19 protein-coding genes are annotated in these 21,353 nt (G+C 59.6%); 12 read left to right on the top strand and 7 right to left on the bottom strand.

The window, feature by feature from the left end; translation table 11 throughout:
* The first annotated feature begins 37 nt into the window (after positions 1–37).
* From EI291_RS20185 to EI291_RS20170, 4 genes are read left to right on the top strand one after another with little or no spacing between them, the layout of a single operon-like run.
* Complete coding sequence (locus tag EI291_RS20185) at positions 38–3,202, top strand: SusC/RagA family TonB-linked outer membrane protein (RefSeq protein ID WP_240635617.1); 3,165 nt, start codon at positions 38–40, stop codon at positions 3,200–3,202.
* Between the two features lie 15 nt (positions 3,203–3,217).
* Entirely contained in the window at positions 3,218–4,666 is a 1,449-nt protein-coding gene (locus tag EI291_RS20180) for a SusD/RagB family nutrient-binding outer membrane lipoprotein (protein ID WP_125424098.1), read from the top strand.
* A gap of 10 nt (positions 4,667–4,676) precedes the next feature.
* Positions 4,677–6,032 carry a sodium:solute symporter family transporter gene (locus EI291_RS20175; RefSeq protein WP_125424097.1) on the top strand — a complete coding sequence of 452 codons (1,356 nt, stop codon included), beginning with the start codon at positions 4,677–4,679 and terminating at the stop codon, positions 6,030–6,032.
* Positions 6,025–6,858, top strand: a complete 834-nt coding sequence (locus tag EI291_RS20170; RefSeq protein ID WP_125424096.1) for a metallophosphoesterase family protein — start codon at positions 6,025–6,027, stop codon at positions 6,856–6,858. Before EI291_RS20175 ends, EI291_RS20170 begins: the two co-directional genes overlap by 8 nt.
* A gap of 343 nt (positions 6,859–7,201) precedes the next feature.
* On the opposite strand, the gene EI291_RS20165 is transcribed toward EI291_RS20170, so the two are convergent.
* A complete protein-coding gene (locus EI291_RS20165) occupies positions 7,202–7,630 on the bottom strand; it encodes a hypothetical protein (protein WP_125424095.1) in 429 nt (142 codons plus the stop codon).
* Between the two features lie 550 nt (positions 7,631–8,180).
* Here EI291_RS20165 and EI291_RS20160 point away from each other — a divergent pair.
* On the top strand, positions 8,181–8,672 hold the full coding sequence (locus tag EI291_RS20160) for a fasciclin domain-containing protein (protein WP_240635620.1): 492 nt from the start codon (positions 8,181–8,183) through the stop codon (positions 8,670–8,672).
* Between the two features lie 217 nt (positions 8,673–8,889).
* Positions 8,890–11,217, top strand: a complete 2,328-nt coding sequence (locus EI291_RS20155; RefSeq protein ID WP_125424093.1) for an endonuclease — start codon at positions 8,890–8,892, stop codon at positions 11,215–11,217.
* Between the two features lie 255 nt (positions 11,218–11,472).
* On the opposite strand, the gene EI291_RS20150 is transcribed toward EI291_RS20155, so the two are convergent.
* Together EI291_RS20150 and EI291_RS20145 are read right to left on the bottom strand one after the other, a co-directional pair.
* Entirely contained in the window at positions 11,473–12,360 is an 888-nt protein-coding gene (locus EI291_RS20150) for a universal stress protein (protein WP_125424092.1), read from the bottom strand.
* Between the two features lie 156 nt (positions 12,361–12,516).
* Positions 12,517–12,804 (bottom strand): GNAT family N-acetyltransferase, encoded by a 288-nt coding sequence (locus tag EI291_RS20145; protein WP_125424091.1) that lies wholly within the window; start codon positions 12,802–12,804, stop codon positions 12,517–12,519.
* A 129-nt stretch (positions 12,805–12,933) separates the two neighbouring features.
* Between EI291_RS20145 and EI291_RS20140 the strand changes: the two genes are divergently transcribed.
* The 6 genes from EI291_RS20140 (at position 12,934) to EI291_RS20115 (ending at position 16,204) form a co-directional block, all read left to right on the top strand.
* Complete coding sequence (locus tag EI291_RS20140; protein ID WP_125424090.1) at positions 12,934–13,386, top strand: hypothetical protein; 453 nt, start codon at positions 12,934–12,936, stop codon at positions 13,384–13,386.
* Positions 13,387–13,428: 42 nt separating this feature from the next.
* The gene (locus tag EI291_RS20135; protein WP_125424089.1) at positions 13,429–13,701 is read left to right on the top strand and encodes a hypothetical protein; all 273 of its coding nucleotides are present in this window, start codon (positions 13,429–13,431) and stop codon (positions 13,699–13,701) included.
* 147 nt (positions 13,702–13,848) lie between these two features.
* The gene (locus EI291_RS20130; protein ID WP_125424088.1) at positions 13,849–14,199 is read left to right on the top strand and encodes an ArsR/SmtB family transcription factor; all 351 of its coding nucleotides are present in this window, start codon (positions 13,849–13,851) and stop codon (positions 14,197–14,199) included.
* 36 nt (positions 14,200–14,235) lie between these two features.
* Entirely contained in the window at positions 14,236–14,784 is a 549-nt protein-coding gene (locus tag EI291_RS20125; RefSeq protein WP_125424087.1) for an ArsI/CadI family heavy metal resistance metalloenzyme, read from the top strand.
* Positions 14,785–14,808: 24 nt separating this feature from the next.
* The gene (locus EI291_RS20120) at positions 14,809–15,246 is read left to right on the top strand and encodes an arsenate reductase ArsC (protein WP_125424086.1); all 438 of its coding nucleotides are present in this window, start codon (positions 14,809–14,811) and stop codon (positions 15,244–15,246) included.
* Between the two features lie 136 nt (positions 15,247–15,382).
* Complete coding sequence (locus EI291_RS20115) at positions 15,383–16,204, top strand: universal stress protein (RefSeq protein ID WP_170172737.1); 822 nt, start codon at positions 15,383–15,385, stop codon at positions 16,202–16,204.
* A 73-nt stretch (positions 16,205–16,277) separates the two neighbouring features.
* Here the strand turns inward: EI291_RS20115 and EI291_RS20110 are convergent, their stop codons facing one another.
* The 4 genes from EI291_RS20110 to EI291_RS20095 form a co-directional block, all read right to left on the bottom strand.
* Positions 16,278–16,775, bottom strand: coding sequence for a GNAT family N-acetyltransferase (locus EI291_RS20110; protein WP_125424084.1), 498 nt, complete (start codon positions 16,773–16,775; stop codon positions 16,278–16,280).
* Positions 16,776–17,046: 271 nt separating this feature from the next.
* Entirely contained in the window at positions 17,047–17,745 is a 699-nt protein-coding gene (locus EI291_RS20105; protein WP_125424083.1) for a hypothetical protein, read from the bottom strand.
* Between the two features lie 334 nt (positions 17,746–18,079).
* Positions 18,080–20,206: a TonB-dependent receptor family protein gene (locus EI291_RS20100; protein ID WP_125424082.1), complete on the bottom strand. Its 2,127-nt coding sequence runs from the start codon at positions 20,204–20,206 to the stop codon at positions 18,080–18,082.
* 123 nt (positions 20,207–20,329) lie between these two features.
* Positions 20,330–20,803 (bottom strand): hypothetical protein, encoded by a 474-nt coding sequence (locus EI291_RS20095; protein WP_125424081.1) that lies wholly within the window; start codon positions 20,801–20,803, stop codon positions 20,330–20,332.
* Positions 20,804–21,353: the final 550 nt, after the last annotated feature.

The following is a 21,353-nucleotide window of genomic DNA, read 5'->3' as shown; positions in this document are numbered from 1 at the left end:
CCTCCTAGTCTCCCTGTCCTGCTTATCCGGTTCTGCAGTGGCCCAGAAACTCACCGGACAGATCCTGGACGCGGCCTCCTCGCAACCGATACCGGGGGCCTCTGTGCAGGTAAAACGTACGCAGGCGGGCACGCTCACCAACACTGCGGGCATGTTCACGCTGGCCAACCTCCAGCCCGCCGACGTACTCGTCATTAACTCCCTGGGTTACAAAACGCAGGAAGTGCAGTACACGGGCCAAACTAGCCTGAAAGTAGAGCTGGTAGCGGGCGTATCCCTCAACGAAGTCGTCGTAACGGCCCTGGGGCTGGAGCGCAATGCTCAGAGCCTGGGCTACGCGGTGCAGAAGATAGAGGGCCGCCAGATCAGCGAGGTCAAAGCGTCCAACTTCCTCGACAATCTGGCGGGTAAGGTGGCGGGGGTTATGGTCACGGGTGGCTCCACCGGGGTGGGGGCGTCGTCGCGCATTACCATCCGGGGCGAATCGTCCTTCACCAACAATAATCCCCTGTTTGTGGTCGACGGCATTGTGATTAACAATGCCACAGTGGTCAACCGGGTCAACGACGATGCCAACGGGTTTCAGGAAATTGATTTCGGTAATGGGGCCGGGGAAATCAACTCCGACGACGTAGCGTCGGTGTCGGTGCTGAAGGGCCCCAGCGCGGCGGCCCTGTACGGCACCCGGGCCTCCAACGGGGTAATTCTGATTACGACCAAAGACGGCTCGGCGGCAGGCAAAGGCATTGGCGTGAGCTTCAACAGCACCTTCTACGCCGAGCGGCCGTTTCAGCTGCCCCGCTTCCAGAACACCTACGGGCAGGGCAACAGCGGAGCGTTCAAGTACGGCGACGGCCTGGGCGGGGGCATCAACGACAACATTTCCTACAGCTACGGGCCCCGGCTGGACGCGGGCCTGCTGATTCCGCAGTACGACAGCCCCGTCACCCTGCCCAGCGGCCAGGTGGTGCGCGGCGCCGATACGCGGCTCTACAGCGGCCTGCCCATCACCCCAACGCCGTTCGTATCGCACCCCGACAATCTGAAGGATTTTTATAAGACGGGACTTACGGCCATCAACAACCTGGCCGTGGCGGGCGACTACGCCAAGGGCAGCTACCGGCTCTCGTACACGGACCTCAACAGCCAGTCGATTATTCCGGGGGTGGACCTGAAGCGCAAAACGCTGGCCGCCCGGCTGCAGTTCGACCCCATCCGGCGGCTGAAAATCAGCTCGTCGATTAACTACATCAACAGCGGCAGCGACAACCGGCCCGCCACCAAGTACGGCTCGGAAAACACCAACTACGCCCTGAGTGCCTGGCTGGGCCGGCAGACCGACATCAACCCCATGAAGCAGTACTGGCAGCCGGGGCTGGAGGGGATTCAGCAGTTTTCTTACAACTACACGTATTTCGACAACCCGTACTTTACGCTTTACGAAAACCGCAACTCGTTTACCCGCGACCGGCTTATCGGCAACCTGGCCGTCACGGGCGAGCTGGCCAACAACCTGACGCTGCTGGTGCGTAGCGGCATGGACTACTCCCGTGAGAACCGCCAGTTTCGGCGGGCCTTCAGCAGTAACCGCTTCAAAAGTGGCGCTTACGCCGAAAACGCCGTTTTCTTCCGGGAAGTCAACACCGACTTTCTGCTGAACTATACCCGCAGCCTGGGGCCGCTGTCGCTCGATGTATCGGCCGGGGGCAACCGCCTGGACCAGCTGACGTCGTTCGACCAGTATCAGGCCCTGACGCTGGCCCAGCCGGGCGTGTTCAAGCTCAACAACGCCGCCTCGCCGGTGGAGGTGTACCAGCAGAGCGGCCGCAAGCGCATCAACAGCCTGTATGCTCTGGCTAAGCTGGGCTATAAGGACCTGGTGTTTGTCGACATCACCGGGCGCAACGACTGGTCGAGCGCCCTGGCTACGCCCACCTCCACGGCTAATACATCCTTTTTCTACCCGTCGGTATCGGCCAGCTGGGTGCTGTCGAACCAGTTTGCCTTGCCTGCGGCCGTGTCGTTTGCCAAAGTGCGGGCCAGTGTTGCCAGCGTCGGCAACGACACCGGTCCTTATCAGACGGCGGGCACTTTCACGGCCCGGAACCCGGTGTTTTCGCAACCGGCGTTCAGTGACCAAAGCGCTATTGCCAACACTAACCTGAAGCCGGAGTCCATTACCTCGCTGGAGGCCGGAGCCGACGTGCGTTTCTTCCACGACCGGCTGGGCTTCGATCTGACGTATTACGACTCCCGCACGAGCAACCAGATTCTGTCGTTGCCCATTGCCATTTCGACGGGCTACAGCGAGCGGGTCATCAACGGGGGCGAAGTCCGCTCGCGGGGCGTTGAGGCGGTGGTCAATGCCACGCCCGTACTGACGAGCCGCTTCCGGTGGAACACGAGCCTGAATTTCAGCCGCAACCGGACCACCGTGGTGTCCTTGCCCGAAGAGGCCGGCACCCTGACGCTGGGCTACAACCGCATCTACGACAACGTGAATCAGACGGTGTGGTACCAGGTGCGGCAAGGCGACCGGATGGGTGATATGTGGGGCACCGGCTATCTGCGCAGCCCGCAGGGCGATTTCATCGTGGGCAGCAACGGGCAGTACATTGCCGACAACACCCTCAAGAAGCTGGGCAACTACAACCCCGATTTTATGATGGGCCTGTCGAGCCAGTTCAGCTTCGGCAACTATAATCTGGGCTTTCTGCTCGACTGGCGGCAGGGCGGCATCCTGGTGTCGCGGACGCTGGCCCTGGCCGGCGTGGCGGGCCAGCTGATTGAAACGGCCGACCGGCCTGATGCGGGCATCGTGGCCAAGGGCGTGGTGAACGTGAGCACGCCCGAAAACCCAGTGTACCAGCCCAACACGAAGGCCATCCCGGCCGAAACCTACTACCGCATGTACTACGACCGCAACAACGAGGAGAACAACACTTACAATGCCTCCTACGTGAAGCTGCGGGAAGTGACCCTGGGCTACTCGGTGCCCCAAACGGCCTGGCTGGCCAGGAAGCTGCGCACCCAGCAGCTGACTGTCGCCCTGGTGGGCCGGAACCTGCTGGCCCTCTCCCACATCCCGCACTTCGACCCCGAGCAGACCTCCTTCCAGCAAAACCAGCTGCAGACGGGCGTCGAGGACATGACCTACCCCACCACCCGCAACGTGGGCCTGAAGCTCAGCGCTACCTTCTAAGCCCCGACCCAACGTATGAAACGGAAATTATACAGCCTATTGCTGCTGACCGTTCTGGTCGGCCTGCTACCCGGCTGCACGGACAGATTCGAGGAAATCAACACCAACCCCAACGCCCCGGTCGACGTGCAGCCGTCGCTGCTGCTGCGCAAAATCATCTTCGACTACGGGGAGCAGATGTCCTACGAAGCCTTCGTGGCGGGCAACCTGCTGGGGCAGTATTTCACGGCCATCGACTTCAACCTGTTTGACCGGCACAGCCTGAGCGAGCCGCAGTACGGCGGCAACCCCTGGCCATTTATGTACAGCAACCTGCGCGACAACGAGATTCTGCTGCAGAAGGCGCGCACCAACGCGGCATTCGGGGTATACGAGGGCCCGGCCCTGATTATGAAGGCCTACATCGCCGCCTCGCTGACGGACCTGTACGGCGACGTGCCCTACAGCCAGGCGCTGCAGGGCAAAGCGGGCGTGATTACGCCGGCCTACGACACCCAGGAGGCCATCTACACGGCCCCGGGCGGCATCCTCGACAACCTCGACAAAGGCATTGCCGCCATCAACAGCTACAAGGGGCCGACGGCACTCGAAGGCGACGTGCTGTATGCGGGCAACCGCAACAAATGGATACTGCTGGCCAATTCACTGAAGATTAAATACCTGATGCGCATATCGGGGAAGGTAAACGTGCAGATGGCCCTGCAGAAAGTCGTAGCCGAAGGCAACTTCATCAAGACCAATGCGGACAACGCCGCCTTCCGGTTCTCACTGACCCAGCCCAACAATTTCCGCATGGCCACTGCCCGGGTCGGAGACTTTAATCTGTTCATCATGTCCAAAACCAGCGAGGAGCTGCTCACGGGCCTGAGTGACTCCCGCATAGCGACGTATTTCCGGCCCGCGGCGGCCACCCCGGGTAGCTACAAAGGCCTGCTGAACGGCCCGGATGCCTCACGGCTCTCCATCTCGCTGGCCGACTACTCGCTTACGGGCACCATTTTCCGGGAAAACTCGGACCGGCTGTCTGCCAACTTCATGACGGCGGCCGAAACCAGCTTCTGGCTGGCCGAAGCCGCCCAACGGGGGCTCATTCCTGGCTCGGCGCGCACCTTGTACGAGCAGGGCATCACCCAGTCGTTTGACTACTGGGGCACGGCGCTGCCCGCCGGCTACCTTACCAGTAGCAAGGTGGCCTACGGGCTGAATGGCCAGAACCCCCTTGAGCAGATCCTGACGCAAAAATGGCTGGGCAACATCAACAACGCCTACGAAGGCTGGACGGAGTACCGTCGGACCGGTTTTCCTCGCCTGAAAACGGTTTCGGCCAGCCTCAACAACGGGCTGATTCCTGTGCGCATGCCTTACCCCGCCACAGAAAGCGCGCTTAACGCGGTGCAGTACAAGATAGCAGCCGACAGAACCCAGAACAACAGCATCAACGTCCCCGTGTGGTGGGCCCGCTGATTTCCGCCGTATGAGTACAACCCTGTTGCAGTGGGCCCTGGTGCTGGCCTCCAGCGTCACGCTGTTTCTGGTGTCGCCGCTGGCGCGCACCGTGCCCGAATTTTTCAGGGGAGCCCGCCACGAGCGGGCTCCCAATACCGTTTTCCTGACGAGTAGTCTGGTTATTTCCTGGCTGTTTGCCAAGTCGATTACTAACGCCGCTAACCTGGGCCAAAGCTTCGGGCTGGTGGGGGGCGTAGCCTACGCGGGGTATTACCTGTCGTTTCTGGTGGCCGGCTTTGTCATCGTCTCGATGCGTAATAAAGGGGGCTACCGCAGCATCCACCACTTTCTCGAGTCGAAGTACGGCGCGGGGGCAGTGGTCGTCTTTACCTGTCTGATTATCATTCGGCTGTACAACGAAATCTGGTCCAATACCATCGTTATCGGCTCTTATTTCGGGGCGCAGGGCACTACTGGCTACTACGTGGCTATTGTGGTGTTCACCCTGCTTACGCTGGCCTACACGCTCAAGGGCGGCATGAGCAGCTCGATTATGACCGACGTGATTCAGCTCTCGCTCTTTGTGGTGCTGCTGCTGGTTATTCTGGGCTTTATCCTGCCGCAGTATGGGGGGAGCCTGCAGCCCTTTGTAAGCAGCGGAGAGTGGACCCTGGGACAGGGTGTCGACTTGCTGCTGGTGGCGCTGGTGCAGTGCTTCAGCTACCCGTTTCACGACCCGGTGCTCACCGACCGAGGTTTTATCTCCGATACGCGCACCACGCTCCGGTCCTACCTGTGGGCGGGGCTTATCGGCTCGGGCTGCATCATTTTCTTCAGCTTCGTGGGCATCTTCGCCAAGCTCAACGCCCTGACCGGCGAAGCCCCGGTGGCCGTGGCGCGGTACTTCGGGGTGCCGATGCTGCTGCTGCTGAACCTGATCATGGTCACCTCCGCCTCGTCGACCCTCGATTCGGCCATGGCCTCCTTCTCCAAGCTCATCAGCATCGACCTGAGTAAGGCGACCGTACCCAGCGTTTCGAAAGGACGGTGGGCCATGGTGGTGCTCACGGTGCTTGGCACCATCCCGGTGTTTTTCAACCCGGCCATCCTATCGGCTACTACCATCAGCGGCACGCTGGTGCTGGGGCTGGCCCCCGTATTCCTGTTCTGGCACGTGCCTGTGCCGCGCCTGGCCTTTCACCTATCGGTGGTTGGGGGGCTGGTGCTGGGTGGTTTGCTGACGTTATTTTCCCTGCCTGAGGCCCTGCGGCTGGGCGACGGTAAATACGGGGCGCTACTCAGCACCAACCTGCTGACGTCGGGTTTCTGCTTCGCGGTATTCGGGCTTTGTGCACTTCTCCAAAAAAAGTCCGCTCATGAATAATCCCCTCACCCAGGACCTGGGCGCGCGTAGCGGCCGGCTGCTCGTTTTTGGCGGCCCCTACTCAAACCTGCAGGCCCTAGAGACACTTAAGGTCATTGCCGACCAGCTGCAGATTCCGGCCGGCAACATCCTCTGCACCGGCGACATTGTGGGCTACTGCGCCCAGCCCGAAGCCGCGGTGCAGTTTGTGAAAGCCTGGGGCGTGCACGCCATTCAGGGCAACGTCGAGCAGAACATCATCCGGGGCGAAGACGACTGCGGCTGCAACTTTGCCGAGGGCAGCCGGTGCGACCTGTTGTCGCGCGCCTGGTTTCCCTACGCGGTGCGGAACCTATCAGCCGGCTCGGTTGCCTGGCTGGGTACACTCCCGCTTCAGCTCTCCTTCCGGTACGCGGACAAGGTAGTAGCAGTGCTGCACGGTGCGGCCACCGGCATTGCTGATTTCGTGTTTGCGTCGACTCCCTGGCCGGTGAAAGAAAGCAGCTTTGCCGCCACTGGAGCCGAGGTAATCCTGGCCGGCCACGCTGGCCTGCCCTTTGCCGATGAACGGGCCGGGCACTGCTGGCTTAACGCGGGCGTGATTGGGATGCCGGCCAACGACGGCACCCCGCGGGTGTGGTACCTGCTGCTCGACGATGTCGATGGCCGGTTCAGTTATACCTTTCACGCCTTTATCTACGATAACGACAAGGCACATCAGTTGATGCGGGCCAATGGGCTCCCCGATTCCTATGCTGACACGCTCCTGACGGGCATCTGGGACAACTGCGAAATTCTGCCAGAGGCCGAGAAGGCGCTGCAGGGCCAGACCATTGTGCTGCCTTAAGAGGCTAACGAACCCAAAGGCTCGTCGTTTGCCTTTTGAACCAGAACTTTCACCAGGGCTCACCCTAGTGAAAATATCGTATAAAGTGCTGGTAGGTACCCCGCCGAGAGCCTATCCCCGGAAACGGCTATCCAAAGCTGCTTGGGGTGCAAACCCACCCTGTTGAAAAAAACACCCAGTCAGCAGCTGCGGCTCCGGATCTGTCTGGATGATGGGCATTTGCATACTGGTCGCTATTTAGTCTAACCGATGCAAACCGATGCCCCCCAAGTAAGTAGCTAGCCCTCTTGTTGTTGCAGTTTCTGCCGCACTCAGCCTACTCCCCCCTTCACTACTGGAGCCGTTAGCCTGCGGATTGAGATAAGGATTTCAGAAAAACGTCGGCCTCCTGTACCGTCTGGAAGAAGTAGTAGTGGCTACCCGGATCCGCTTGGCTGACCACCTGCTGCACCCGGCTGCCTGTGCGGGCGTTGAGTGGTGGCACAATAGCAATGTACAGACTGGCCGGGCGCTGCACCTTATGCAGAAACCACTCTTTCAGAATCCAGCGCTCTTCCTCCGGCGAGAACGGCTGCATAAGCTGCTGGTCCACCAGCAAACGACTCCAGGAGCGGGCCAGCAGCAGCTGTCCTGTTGCGTGCAGCAGTTGCGCAAGGCTCTGCTCCGGCCGCGGCGTTGCGTGATACTTGAGGACTGCAAAGCCGCTGTAGTTTTCCAGGATACGACCTGCGCCGTTTTCGTAGTAAATGGGCAGGGGAAAAATACTGTTCATAACGCGCTACCCGTTCTGGTATCTCCCGATCAACTAATGCCTCTGCCCTTTATGGTTTAGCGCACTGGCTCCAAAACATAGGGATTTTAACTTATTTATCTGCGCAGCTGCACGCATTTCTTCTGTTCCGAGTTACTACAGACTGTTGCCGCAGCATGTAGGAAACAGTATCCCAGTACTCTGGCCGGACTGCCCGACACGGGGATACGGTTTTCTTTTCAGCAGGAGTATAGGGCTTGATATATCCTTTCTGTCGAGGTTGGCGTACAAGGCGGACACTTTCTCTCACTGGGTGTCTACCCTCAACTCTTCTTGTACCATGCATAAGTATCTGCTCTCCACTCTGGCACTGGCTTTCACGCTCACCACCGGCTCGGCCGTGGCACAGGGTAAAATGAAGAATAAGTCGGACGACGAGAAGACGAAAACTAAGGACGGCGAGATGACCACTAAGACCAAGGTGGCCGACGATGGCAAAACCAAGGTCAAAGGCAAATCAGAGGACGGCGCCAAAATTAAAGCCACCACCAAGCCCCGCGAGGGCAAGGACATGAAAGACATGACCATGACCACCGGCAACGGCGTGATGGTGGGTGGAGCCATGATGACGCCGGACAAAGACATCGTCGATAACGCTGTTAACTCCACCGACCACACTACCCTGGTAGCCGCTGTAAAAGCCGCCGGGCTGGTAGAAACGCTGAAAGGCACCGGTCCGTTCACGGTGTTTGCCCCTACCAATGCCGCTTTCGATAAGCTGCCCGCCGGTACCGTCAATACGCTGGTGATGCCCGAAAACAAGCAAAAGCTCACCACCATCCTCACCTACCACGTGGTACCCGGCCGCCTGCTGGCGGCTGACCTGAAGGACGGCCAGACGCTGACCACGGTGGAAGGCGAAGCCCTGACCGTACACCGTAACGGCAATATGGTAATGATTCATGACGCCAAGGGTGGCATGGCCAACGTAACTATTGCTGACGTAGTCTCGAAAAACGGCGTAACGCACGTAGTTGACACCGTGCTGATGCCTACCAAATAGTTTTTTCCTGCACTACCTGTTGCTACAAAAGCCAGTCCTCCGGGGCTGGCTTTTTTTGTGCAACGGGCAGCCGGCCGGGCCACACGTATCTTCGTTGGACCAGTCTGGTTTACCGGCAGGTTATTCTTGCGGGCCGTTAGCAGGTTGAGTATCTGCGTCTCCCAAAAGAATACGACATTTACATTTCTTTTTATTTCCTCACACCTTCCCCCCGTTGATGAAACACTTTTTCTCCTGGATAGTGGTTGCTGCGCTGAGCCTTGGTTCAGTAGCTGTTTCCGCACAAACCCTGCCTGCTGCCCCACCCACCAACCTGCAGGGCCAGGCACTGAAAGACTGGCTCCGCCAGAACTGGTACGATGGTAAACGGGTGGTGTTGAGCTACAACGATGCCCGTGGCAAGATGTACAACTACGTGGATAACCAGAACGGCCGCGTAGTGTGCGTATACTCTGGCTACACTGAAACGGTACGGCTGGATTCTTCCAGCACCAGCACCGGCGGCGTAACCCGCATCAACTGCGAGCATACCGTGCCCCAGTCGTGGTTTAATGAAGTGGTGCGCATGCGCTCCGATATTCACCACCTGTTCCCGACTTACGATACCTGGAACTCGAACCGGGGCTCCGATCCGTTTGCCGAAATTCCGGATACCCAGACCCAGCTCTGGATGCGCAACACGTCCAGCCAGACCACCATTCCCACAGCCAACATCGACGAATACAGCGAGGATACCAACTCGCAGTTTGAGCCGCGCGAAGACCACAAGGGCAATCTAGCCCGCGCCATCTTCTACTTCTATACCATGCACCAGGGCCAGACGTTTGACCCGGGCAAGGATGTAATTACGGCCGCCGCCGACCTGAACACCCTGTACCAGTGGCACCTGGCCGACCCAGTGGATGCCCGGGAGCGGGAGCGGAACCGCCGGGCGGCCAAAAGCCAGGGCAACTTCAACCCCTACATTACTTACCCGGACCTAGTAGCACGGGCCTGGGGCTTCCAGATACTGCCTACTTTCTCGTTTTCGTCGGCTACCGGCAGCATTCTGGAAGGCAACACCGGCACCAGCACCTACACGGCCACTATTAACGTAACACCTACGCCTACTTCGCCCCTCACGGTGCAGGTAACGCTGGATGCAGCCAACTCAACGGCTACGGCTGGTAGTGACTTCACGTTCACCTCCCCCCAGACGCTGACCTTCGCGGCGGGCCAGACCTCCCAGACGGTAACCGTAACCGTGAACGGCGATACGCAGCCGGAGGCCGATGAAACGGTTGTACTAGCCCTCATCAACCCCTCAACGGGCGGCGCAGTGGGCGGCCCGGCTTCGCAGGAACTCACCATCACCAACGACGACGGTCCCGCTCCGACCATCAAGTTTGCGTCGGCCACGGGCAGCATTGTAGAGGGCAACACCGGTACCAGCACCTACACGGTAAATGTAACGCTGAGCGGCAGCGCCCCCACGGCGGCCGTTACTATTCCGGTTACGGTAAGCACCAGCGGCACCACCGCCGTTTCCCCCGCTGACTATTCGCTCAGCACTACCTCGCTCACATTTGTAGCCGGGCAGGCTACGCAGTCCTTCCCTGTAACCGTATCGGTGGCAGGCGACACGCAGCCGGAGCCCAACGAAACGGTACGCCTGGTATTAGGCACCCCCACTACCGGCGGCGCCGTGCTGGGTGCCCCCTCGGCCCACGTGCTTACCATCACCAACGACGACCAGGCTCCGGCCGGCTCGCCCTGCACCGATCTGTTTTTCTCGGAATACGTGGAAGGCAACACCACCAACACCAAGGTGCTGGAAATCTACAATCCCTCGCCGGCTCCCATCAGCCTGGCAGGCATTGAGGTGCGCCTGTTTGCCAATGGCGCTACCTCCCCCACCGCTACGCAAGCCCTTACCGGTACCGTGGCTCCCGGCGACGTGTACGTAATTGCCAACACCGGCGTAGCTTCCCCGATAGTAGCCGCCCAGACTGATCTGCAGTCGAGCGTGTGCTTCTTCAACGGCGACGATGCTCTGCTGCTGATGGACGGTACCGATACGCTGGACGTGATTGGCGTGATTGGCCAGCAGCCGGCAGGTGGCTGGCAGCTGCCGGGCGGTGGCTCTACCACTAATGCTACGCTGGTGCGTAAGGCAACCGTAAACGCGGGCCAGAAGCGCTGGAGCCAGGCCGCCGGCGAGTGGCAGTTTGTGGGCACGGACATCTACACCAACGTAGGCAGCCATACCAGCGGCTGTATTACCACGGCTACCACCAAGGCAGCACCACTGAACGTTGGCATTGAGGTATTCCCCAATCCAGCAGCCGGTAGTGTGCAGGTACGCCTGTCGGAGCTGCGGGGCCGCCACACGGCCATTATCAGCTTCTACAACGCCCTGGGCCAGGAAGTGCTCCACCGCGAGGTAGCTGTATCAGCAGCCGAAGCCATTCCGGTAGCAGTAGAAACGCTGTCCAATGGCCTGTATACAGTGCGTGCAACCGTTGATGGCATACGCTACAGCCGCCGCGTAGCAGTGCAGCACTAATCGTTCATCGGAGCTGAAAATCAGCAAAACGGCCCGCATCCTACCCCGGATGCGGGCCGTTTTGCTACTCGACTTACGTCAAAGTGTAATCATGCATCCGTGGAACTCCAGCCAGGAATGTCCTTCCCGATTTAGGTGCTTCGCTCCAAGTAGGATGCGCATAAAAGAGCCCGCATTGCAGTGCGGGCTCTTTTCACGTGCGGTTGTTAGCGGAATGGTAACACAAAGTATCGGCGAATAACATCTGACCGGGTGCTAGATTTCCGGGATGGTCAGGACCGGGATGCGGCTATGGGCCAGCAAGCCTGCTGTTACACTGTGCAGAAACTGCCGCCCCGGATACATGCGTTGCCTGGTTACGAAAGCCAGTAAGTCAGCGTGGTGCCGGGTGGCAGCATACCGGATGCCCTCCTCTATAGATGGATGACGGGCTGAAGTAACGGTGTGCGCCACCCCATGCAGCAGTCCGGTTTCCTGAATATTATTGGCCACATCCACCATCTCCGGCGAGGCTGAGCTGGTATAAACGTGCAGACCTACTACCGACGGGATAATGCGGTTCAGCAAATTCTCCACATCACCGGGCAGGTGCGAGAGAGTAAGCGGCTGACTGGAGGTGGTGAGTTGGGCCAGCAGATTCGGGATAGTTGAGGCGGCCACTGGCAACCTCACCTTCTGCCTGTCGGTATCCAGCACAATCCGGCGCGGTAATGCTCCGGCCCGATACGTATTGGGCACCACCAGCAGGGGCTGCGCCAGGGTTTGCACCAGATGCAGGGCCGTACTGGAAGCTGCCGCCGACATTACTTTGGCCGGATTGGCATTACCAACCACCAGTACCTGTCCGGCCTTGGTTTGCAGAGCAGCGGCCAAATGCTGCATAGGATTTTCCAGTAGCAGGGAGGTAGTGCAAGGTACATACTGCTCTACCTTCCGGGCTACTTCCAGCAAAACAGCTTGGGCCTGGGCCGGCGAATTAATAGCGGGGGCAATGTCGAAATAAGCGGCCTCGGCACTATGCCGGGGCAGCAACATGTGCCACAGGTGTACCACTCCTCCTACGTGCCGGGCCAACACTACGGCATAGTGCAGCGCATTGGTGGCCGCCGCCGAAAAATCCGTAAGAACATGGAACGTGAGCATCAGTCGGTAGTAAAACGACGTGGAGAAATTACAGAAGGGAAGGTACTGTTTTCGAACAGGCCAAAAATTAATATCTTATTAAAAAATCACCGGATCAATCAATTATTCCCCGCCCTGCTACTTGATAGTACGGCAGGCAGTTGTTGCATGCGGCTTTTAGTCGCCGGATTCCAGCAGCTCCGCGTATTCCGGATGCCGCTCCACGTATTGCTGCATGAATGGGCAACTGGTGCGCACTCGCAGTTGCTGTTGGCGGGCGTACGTCAGGGCTGCCTTGGCCAGCTCTTCGCCCACGCCCTTGCCCCGTAGCGGCTCATCCACGTAGGTATGCGTGAAATCGATAACGCCAGGGGCCGGGAGACTGTAGGCCAGCTCGGCCGAGTGACCCTCCCGGGTAGTGGTAAATTCTTGATCCTGTTGCTGATGAGTAATGGAGGCAGCCATGAGTGGTTGGTAAAACGTGACGGAGCTGGCGGATGAGTACCGCCATTTGCCGGGAGTTTACGTAAGAGGCAGAGAAGCGGGTATTCAACCCCGTATTCTCCCGAACTCTTCTCTCCTACCTCCCTTACCATGCAGACCAATTCCGATACCTCCGACCGCACGCCCGAAAACCCCACGCCCGGCACTCCGCAATACGGGAATTTTGGCAAACCTACCGCAACCGAAACACGGGCTACTACTGAAAACGAAGAAAGCGTGACTGAAGGCGGCCAGGTAGCCCCGCCAGTTGCCTTTCCGGAGCAGCGCGGCAGCACACCTCAGAACATGGACCCATCGGCGGTGCAGCAGGTGGAAGATGCGGAATATTTTGAGCAGCGTGAAGGGTGGGCGCAGGATGACCCCCGCTACGCCGGTGGTACCCGCAACTGGCCCACTAACGAGCCGGCCAACCATACGACCGAGCCGGCCCCGGAACACGGTGAACACCCCGAGAACCCCAACGTGGGTAAAAACGACAACCCCGACGAGTTCAGCGCCTTCCGTCCCGATGAAGGACGCGGTATCCCGGGCTCGGGCAAGTAAGCGAGCCTACTTTTTCTTATCTCCTCCTTTTGACTTACGCACATGGCAACCGATAATAATCAGGATCCGGCCGCTGCTCTTGAGCCCAACTCAGGTGCTCATCTTACCGACGAGCAGCGCAAACACCGCGAAGAGCTGTATGGCTACAAGCGCGACGCCGAAGGCACACTGGACACTTCTGCCCGCCTGGAAGAAGAAACTGCCGGCATTCCGACGGATAGTGCTACCACCGGCCCCGACCCCGACAACTCCAGCATGACCGATGAGTTGATGAACCCCGGCTTCAACAACCCCATCGACGACAACAACCGCTAGTCAGTAAAGCCGCTTTATGGCTTTTTCGGAAACGCCCTCTGCGTGTGCAGAGGGCGTTTTTTTGTATGTGCAAAAAAAATCAGCTGTCAGTTGAGCAACACCTGTCGATTAATGTCGTATGTTTACGTCATACAACATAGCATCAAGATGACCTACGCCAGACTTACTGATTTTACCGCCGAGCAGCAGCAACTGGCCCGTATGGCAAAAGCACTGGCTCATCCGGCGCGGGTTGCCATTATTCAGCTGCTGGCCAGCAAAACCACCTGCATTTCCGGCGACATTGCCGCGGAGCTGCCCCTGTCGCGCACCACGGTTTCCCAACACCTGCAGGAGCTGAAAGCCCTGGATCTGATCCGGGGGGAAATTGATGGCCTCACTGTGTGCTATTGTCTGAACACGCCCCTGTGGCAGCAGGTACAGCAGCAGTTTGCCGGCTTTTTTGCCCAGGCAACCACGCCGGCCAGCTGCAGCCCCGCCGATGCCTGTAACTGCTGATTTTTCTTCTGTTTCTCACTTATCCCCGTTTCAGCCATGAGTACCTTCCCCCGCATGCACGTGTCGCTGTACGTTTCCGACCTGACAGCCACGGTTAATTTCTATACCGCATTTTTTGGGCAGCCGGCTAGCAAAATCAAGCCCGGCTACGCTAAGTACGTCCTGGATGCGCCGGCCCTGATTATCTCGTTTGTGCAGAACCCGGAGCGGGTGCACAGCAATTTCGGGCACTTGGGCTTTCAGGTAGAAACCCTGCCGCAGCTGGAAGAGCGGCTGGCGGCGGCCAAACGAGCCGGTCTGGTGCAGCGGGAAGAAATGGGTACGAGCTGCTGTTACGCCAAGCAGGATAAATTCTGGGTAAACGACCCGGATGGCACCGAATGGGAAGTGTACTACTTCCACGAGGATGCTGAGTTCAATGACCCGCGCTACCAGCAGGAGTACGACCAAGCCACCGAAAACAGCCAGTGCTGCATTGCACCCACCGCGGCCCCAGCCGCCGAAACGGTGCCCGCCATGGCCCCGATGGCATTTACCCTGGTAGATACCGGCGCGGCCTGCACGCCAGGCGGAGGCTGCTGCTAAAAGCCCCCTGAACAGCTTATCTGTATGAATATCCTGGTTTTGTGTACCGGCAATTCCTGCCGCAGTCAGATGCTGCACGGCTATCTGCAACGCTATTTGCCCGCCGCCGCCGTGTACTCGGCCGGGGTGGAAACGCATGGGCTGAACCCGCGTGCCGTGCAGGTAATGACCGAAGCGGGAGTAGACATCAGGCACCACACCTCCAACCTGGCCACGGAGTACGCAGATATGCCCTTCGATTATGTGCTGACTGTGTGTGACCATGCCCGTGAAACGTGTCCGGTGCTGCCCGGCGCAGCCAATGCCCGCCGGCTACACCACAGCTTTCCGGACCCAGCCCAGGCTACGGGTTCCGAAGCCGATATTATGGCCGCTTTTCGGGCGACGCGCGACCAGATACGGGATTATGCCGCTGAGTTCGGGCGCACGTATGCACCCGAACTCTTCTCCTTTCCAGCATAGGAAGGCTGCATCAGCTGCACGGAGCCCAAGGAAACGGCGGCGCTTTTTCCTCGGGCTCCGTGCAGCATCCAGCCACCTTTCGCGTATACTGGGGTTCTTATTGCATTCTGCTCCCACCCCTAAACGTATTCGTGCTATGGCTGCTCCTTTCCTCGTGCTCACCGATTTTACTCCCGCTGCCGATCAGGCCCTGCGGTACGCGGCGGCGCTGGCGGCCCCCATACAGGCACCACTGGTAGTACTCCACATCCGGCGCGAAACCCTTCTCGACCCGGATGCATTCAATGGCAGTATTCGTCACCTGAGCGAAGGGGAAGTGGCCGCGTCTCTGCAAGAGCGAATTCAGCCGCTGGGCGTGCCAGTCGTGGTGGAGTCGGCCGTGGAGGGAGTAGAAGCGGCCGTGGCCGATGCGGTGCGTCGGCATGCCCCCAGCCTGGTGGTGCTGGGCAAGCCGGATACCGAAACTACCCCCGATGAACTGGTCAGCAGTACCTCATTGAAGCTGCTGCGTGCCACCCGTACTCCGCTGCTGGTGGTACCTGTCGGGAGCCAGGCGGCCGTACCGCCACGCAACGTCACAATAGCCGCCGACAACAGCTCCATCAGCCTAAAAACGCAGTCGACAGGTATGCGGGAACTACTGCAGCACCTGCAGCCACGCCTGACGGTAACCCACGTCGCCGAGCCTGAAAATGATGATACCTGCGCCGGAGCGGTGCAGGCAGTAGCCGCCAGTGGGCTGTTGGCCGGCATCGAAGCCCGAATTCACTCGCATGGGGTGCGCAACCGCCGGGTTCCGGAGGGAATTTTACAGGCCGCCCACGAAACCCACGCCGATTTACTGGTGCTCGTGGCGCGTCGCCGCAGCTTTCTGGGGCAGTTGTTCAACCGGAGCGTAACCTCGCAGGTAATTCTGCATGGCCACCTGCCCATGCTGCTACTGCCCGCGCTGGACTAAGGGGTGAGGTAGTGACGTTCTACCTGCGCCACCTGCGCGAATTGAACGTCAAACGCACCAGTTCATTACCTCACTATAGTACCGTACTACGGCGTTCCAGCAGACATATATCGCGCCACTGGTCGTGAAGCCTACCGAGTTTTTCGCGGATGCCGACCAACCGGAAACCTGCCTGCTCATGCAGGCGTAGACTAGGCGTGTTCTCCCGGATAATACCGGATTGCAGCGTCCAGATACCATTTTGCTCTGATTGCTGCACTAATTTCCGAAGCAGCAGAAGGCCCACTCCCCGGCCCCGGTGTGAGGCCCCCACGTACACGCTTACTTCCGCCACCCCACTATACACGCACCGGCCCGATACCGGCGTCAGGGCGGCCCAGCCGGCTACCTCGCCCGCAGGCGTACATGCTACTAGGCGACTGTGCGCCAGATGGGCGGTATCCCAGGCTTCCCAGTCCGGCACTTCCGTGTTGAGGGTGGCCTGGCCCGTGGCAATACCCTCGGCATAAATAGTCGCCACGGCCGGATAATGGGCGGCCGATAGTGGCAGTAAAGAGAAAGTTTCGGCCATAATGCGTGCAGCAAGCAATGTACAGAGCGAAAATAGCAGGATCGGGCTGCATCAGCCGTGAATCCTGGCCTTTACATGCCCCCTGCTATCCGCGCCGCCCGAACTATGCCGGTATCCCGGACTACCTTTCTACCGCTGCCGTGACCAGGATGTGGGCGTCAGGTGATGCAGCGGCGCAGGCAGCACGCCCCACTCTGCTTCAGCGGACTCTATTTACCTTGATTACCAGAAATAGAAACGTACTACACGGGCGCACTGCAACCTAGCACGGCTAGAAGGTAACGGAATAGGTAGCGGTGGTGCCGGCCGGAATAAACAGCGAGTCGGTGGTGTATTCGGTGAGGCCATTTTTCTTCTTATAGCCTTTTACCAGAATGGGCTGGTCGCCGGCTACAGGCAGTGGGTTTTCGGCAGGTAGCCCATCCCAGAAAATTACCGGCCCGCCTCCCTGGATTTTCCGACTGAAGGTGGTATTGAGGCCGTAAGGAGTATTGAAGTCGGACATAAACGCATAGAGGGTAACGTCGGTGGGGTTGGTAATGGCAAGGCGCACGTACGCCTTACGCGGAATCAGGTAGTCCGGCAGGGTGAACGTGGTATCCCGGCGGGCACCGTTCAGCACCTGTCCGTCTTCCCCGATGGTGTAATACTGCTTTTTGTTCGGAGAATAGCGCACGTTGAAATAGCCTTCCGTCAGCTCCTCATCCTTGATAAAAAAGGACAGCCGATAATTTCCGTTGGCATCCGAGGTGGCCTGCGCTTTTAGCTTCGACATTGGGTGGTAGGCCGGCCCGTAGTTCCAGCGCACCTCTATCGGCGCGTTGGCCAATGGCTGCTGCCCATTGGCCGTTATGAGTCGACCAACCACCGTGGTGCAGGAGCCCATGCAGGTATCGAGGACCTCTTTATCGGTGCAGCCAGCGGCCAGCAGGCCCAGCGCGGCGCTCAGGAAAGTAACGGTGGATTTCATGGATAGCGTGAATAAACGATGACAGCACGGGTACAGAAGCCCTGCGGATTTCGGTGTTCCCCTACTTCGATGAGCAATAGTAGCTCCGGCCACCGTTCCCGGAAAACCAACCTGCCGCGCCAACCAACTTTACCACCGCCCTGTCGGCTGCCGTATATCAGCCATAATCCGGACTGTCGCCCACAATTTCCCCGGGTTGCCGGTCAGTATTTCTGACTTTCCGACTACACGAATTCGCCGCGAACTTCGCCCAGAATGGTACACCCAGCTGGCTTGCACAGGAGCGTATCCTATACGGCTACCTTATGGGCCGGAGGCACGGCGCGGCCTGGATCTACCATTTCCAGCCCGCCTGTATGCCTGCGTACCAGTTGCGCGCCGGGGCAGGCTGAAAGTAGCGCCCGCCGAAAGCGTTCAGGTCGTTACCCAGGGAGTAGCGGCGGTCCGTGAGGTTTTCGCCCCCGCCGAATACATCTGCGGTGAAGCTGCCAAAGCTACGGCGCCAGCCCCCGCGGGTGCCAAACGTCCAGTAGCCGGGGGCAGCTTCGGTATTGGCATCGTTGATGTAGATGCGGGACTGATGGTTGACGGTGGGGCTGAGATAGAAACCCAACGGAGCCGCCAAATCAAGCCCGGCGGTGAGCGTGTGGGGAGCGGTGCCGGTGAGGCGGTTGCCGCTGAAGTCCTGTCCGCCGGTTTCATAGTTCCCGAAGCGGTAGTGGTTGTAGGCGTAGCTCACGAAGGTCCGCAGGCCTGTGGGCGACACGTTACCTTCGGTGCTTGCTGCTTGTGGCTGAAAGCTTGTAGCTTCTCCCTGCCACAACCAGCCGCTCAAAGCCACCTCCACCCCGCGCTGGCGAGTGTTGCCAGCATTTGTGAACAGTTGAGTGCCCAAATCGGTGGTGCGGGTGGTGATGGTCTGGCGCTGACGCTGGTCGTAGAGGGCTACGTCGTAGCGGAGCCGCTCCCGCAGCACCATGCCGCGCAGGCCTACCTCGTAGCTGCGGCCCCGCTCGGCCTGCAAGGCCCGGTTAATGGAGCCATCGGAAGGGCGGATTTCCTCCTCGGTGGGCGGTGAGAAGCCGGTACTCAGGCTGCCATACACCGTCAGCCCCGGCCCAAACTCCCGCAGCAGCGCCACCCGGGGCGACACCTCAGGCCGAAAGTTGCGCTCCAGCTCGTAGCCCGCGGGGTTAGTGGCCGCATCCGACAGGCGGCTGATGCGGTAGCGGAGGCGGTTGTAGCTGGCCCCGGCCGTGAGCAGCAGCCCGGCCGGCAGCTCGTAATCGGCTTGGGCGAAGGCAAAGCCGGTGAGCGTCCGGATTTCGTCGTCGTAGCGCAACGCGCCGGGTTGACCAGCGCGATTCTGGTAGTTGCGGGAGCTTTCGAAGCCGGTCTGGGCCTCGGCCCCGGCCTGCAGGCGCAACGTGCAGCCGGCCAGGGCGGTGCGGTAGCTGGCCACCGTGCGCCCGCCCCCACCCAGCAGCGTGTTGCGCTCGAAATCTATCAGGTAAGGCGTATTGATGCGGCTGCCGCTCAGATACACAGTGGTGCGCAGGCTGAACCGGTCAGTAAAGCGGGCTTCGTGGGTGGCTCCGAGTAAGGCGGTGCGGGAAGCGTAGTAGGTACGCTGCTGCACGGTGCCGGGCGCGGTGGCCGTGCCGGGGCGGGCCTGGCGTGGGTCCGCTTGGAACTGGGCGCGGGTGAGGCCGCCGGGCAGCTGATAGTTAATATCTGAATACAGCGCGTGCAGGCCCACAGTCTGTTTTTTAGTAGTCTGCCACTCGCCATCCAGGGCCAGTACGTCGCGGCGCAGGGCGCTTTGCTGACGGTAGCCGTCGAGGCTCTGGCGGGCGTAGGTGGCGCGCAGGTAGCCGGTGGCCGAGCCGGTTTCCACACTCGCCACGTACCGCCGCAGCCCGAAGCTACCCGCAGTGAAACCCACCTGGGCGGCGCTGGTACCCGGCGCGGGTCGGCGGCCGCTTAGCAGCACGGCCCCGCCGGTACCGGACCCGTACACGCTGGCGGCGGGACCTTTCACCACTTCCAGCCCGCCCAGCAGCGCGGGGTCGAGCAGGTTGAGTGGGGTACTGCCGCTGGCTTCAGTGAACGGAATGCCCTGGTAGTACACCTTGGTGTTGCGCACCCCAAACGGCGAGCGGAGCGTGCTGCCCCGCACGCTGAGGCGGTAGCTGCCGCTGGCCCGCTCCTCCAGCCGCACGCCGGGCAGCGTGTTTACGGCCTGGGTGAGGGCATTTTGTGGAAACCGTTCAAAGTCACGGGCTGCGAGGGTGCCCACGGCGGCGGCAGTGCGGCGCAGGGGCAGCTGCTGGCCGTAGCCCGTTACGGTGGCTTCGGGCAGGGCCACGGCGCGGGTAGTATCGGGCCGGGGGGTGGTTTGGGCTTGGGCCGTGAAGGATAGCAGCAGCAGCGGAGCCGCAGGGCGGTACAGGGAAATCATCCAATAGTGTTAAGGAACCTTGTCCGAACGTAAGGGCGGCACATACGGGCAACCAGCGCAGCCGAAATCGTCAACTATAGTCATGCTGTTTTACCCATCCAGAGGGCAAACTGGCCAACGGATTTAGCCCTTCGTCTGCGTGTGCTGGTATAACAGGTCCGCCGCGGCCTGCAGGAGCGGCATATCGGCAGTGCGCTCCTGGCACCGCTGCATATCATAGTGACATAGCGTTCCGAAGGGCTGACCGGCTGCATCCCGAATCAGCACGCCGCAGTATGACACAACTTCCGTATCAATTAGGCCCTGCATTTGGGTATCAGTGGCGGCGTCCTGAATTTCCAGAGGCTGTTGTCTCTGGCCTACCAATGAGCAGAAGGTAACCGACATCGGCACCGGCTCGGCGCGCTGCAGAGCCGGGGTAAACTGATCGAACAAAGCGTCATTCTGCAGTAAAGATCCATCAAATCGGTATAGCCCGGTGAAGCGGTACGGGGTACGATTGTTCAGGTATTTCAGCGCGTTGTGTACGCCTTGCTGCTGCAGAATAGTGGTAAATTCTGCAATTTCCCGCAACATAGAATTCTGTTCGTTACTCATGTAGTGGTGTAATGGCCCATTGGAGACTCATTAAGCATGAGGCGCTGGTTGCGAGCATGAGCTTATAACCCTAAAGTAGGGCCTGCTGTTCTGACAAAGCTACGGCTTATGCCTCAGCAGGCCGATAGTACTTGCTTGCTACTGCTACAATTACCACCCAATCAGTAAAAAAAAAAGGGTATAATCGACCGGAGTAGTTAACGGCAGATTCTGTATTTTTATCTTCCTGTTATTCAATACTATGCCCGCTGCCCTATACCTCCCCTACCCTCGCCGCCGGTATCGGGCGCTGTTTTTTCCGCCGGGTTTGCTGGCATTAGCGGGGCTGCTGTGGCTGGGGTGCGTGGCGGTGCCGAGGGTGCAAGGAACTACAATACACTCTGTTATCGAATGTGCTGTTATATAGCGGATTCATGAACGGTGTACATGATAGCCGCAATGGTTGAACCAGGCTTTGGCGTCCTTGCTGGAAATCCAGTCCACGGCCGTTTGGATAGCCGCCTCCACTGCTTCACGGGTACGGGCCTGGGCTTGTCGCAGCTTGGTTTTG

Origin of the sequence: Hymenobacter rigui, from assembly GCF_003944715.1 — a bacterium.
Classification (GTDB): Bacteria; Bacteroidota; Bacteroidia; order Cytophagales; family Hymenobacteraceae; genus Hymenobacter; species Hymenobacter rigui.
This window is presented reverse-complemented; position numbering and strand designations above follow the sequence as displayed.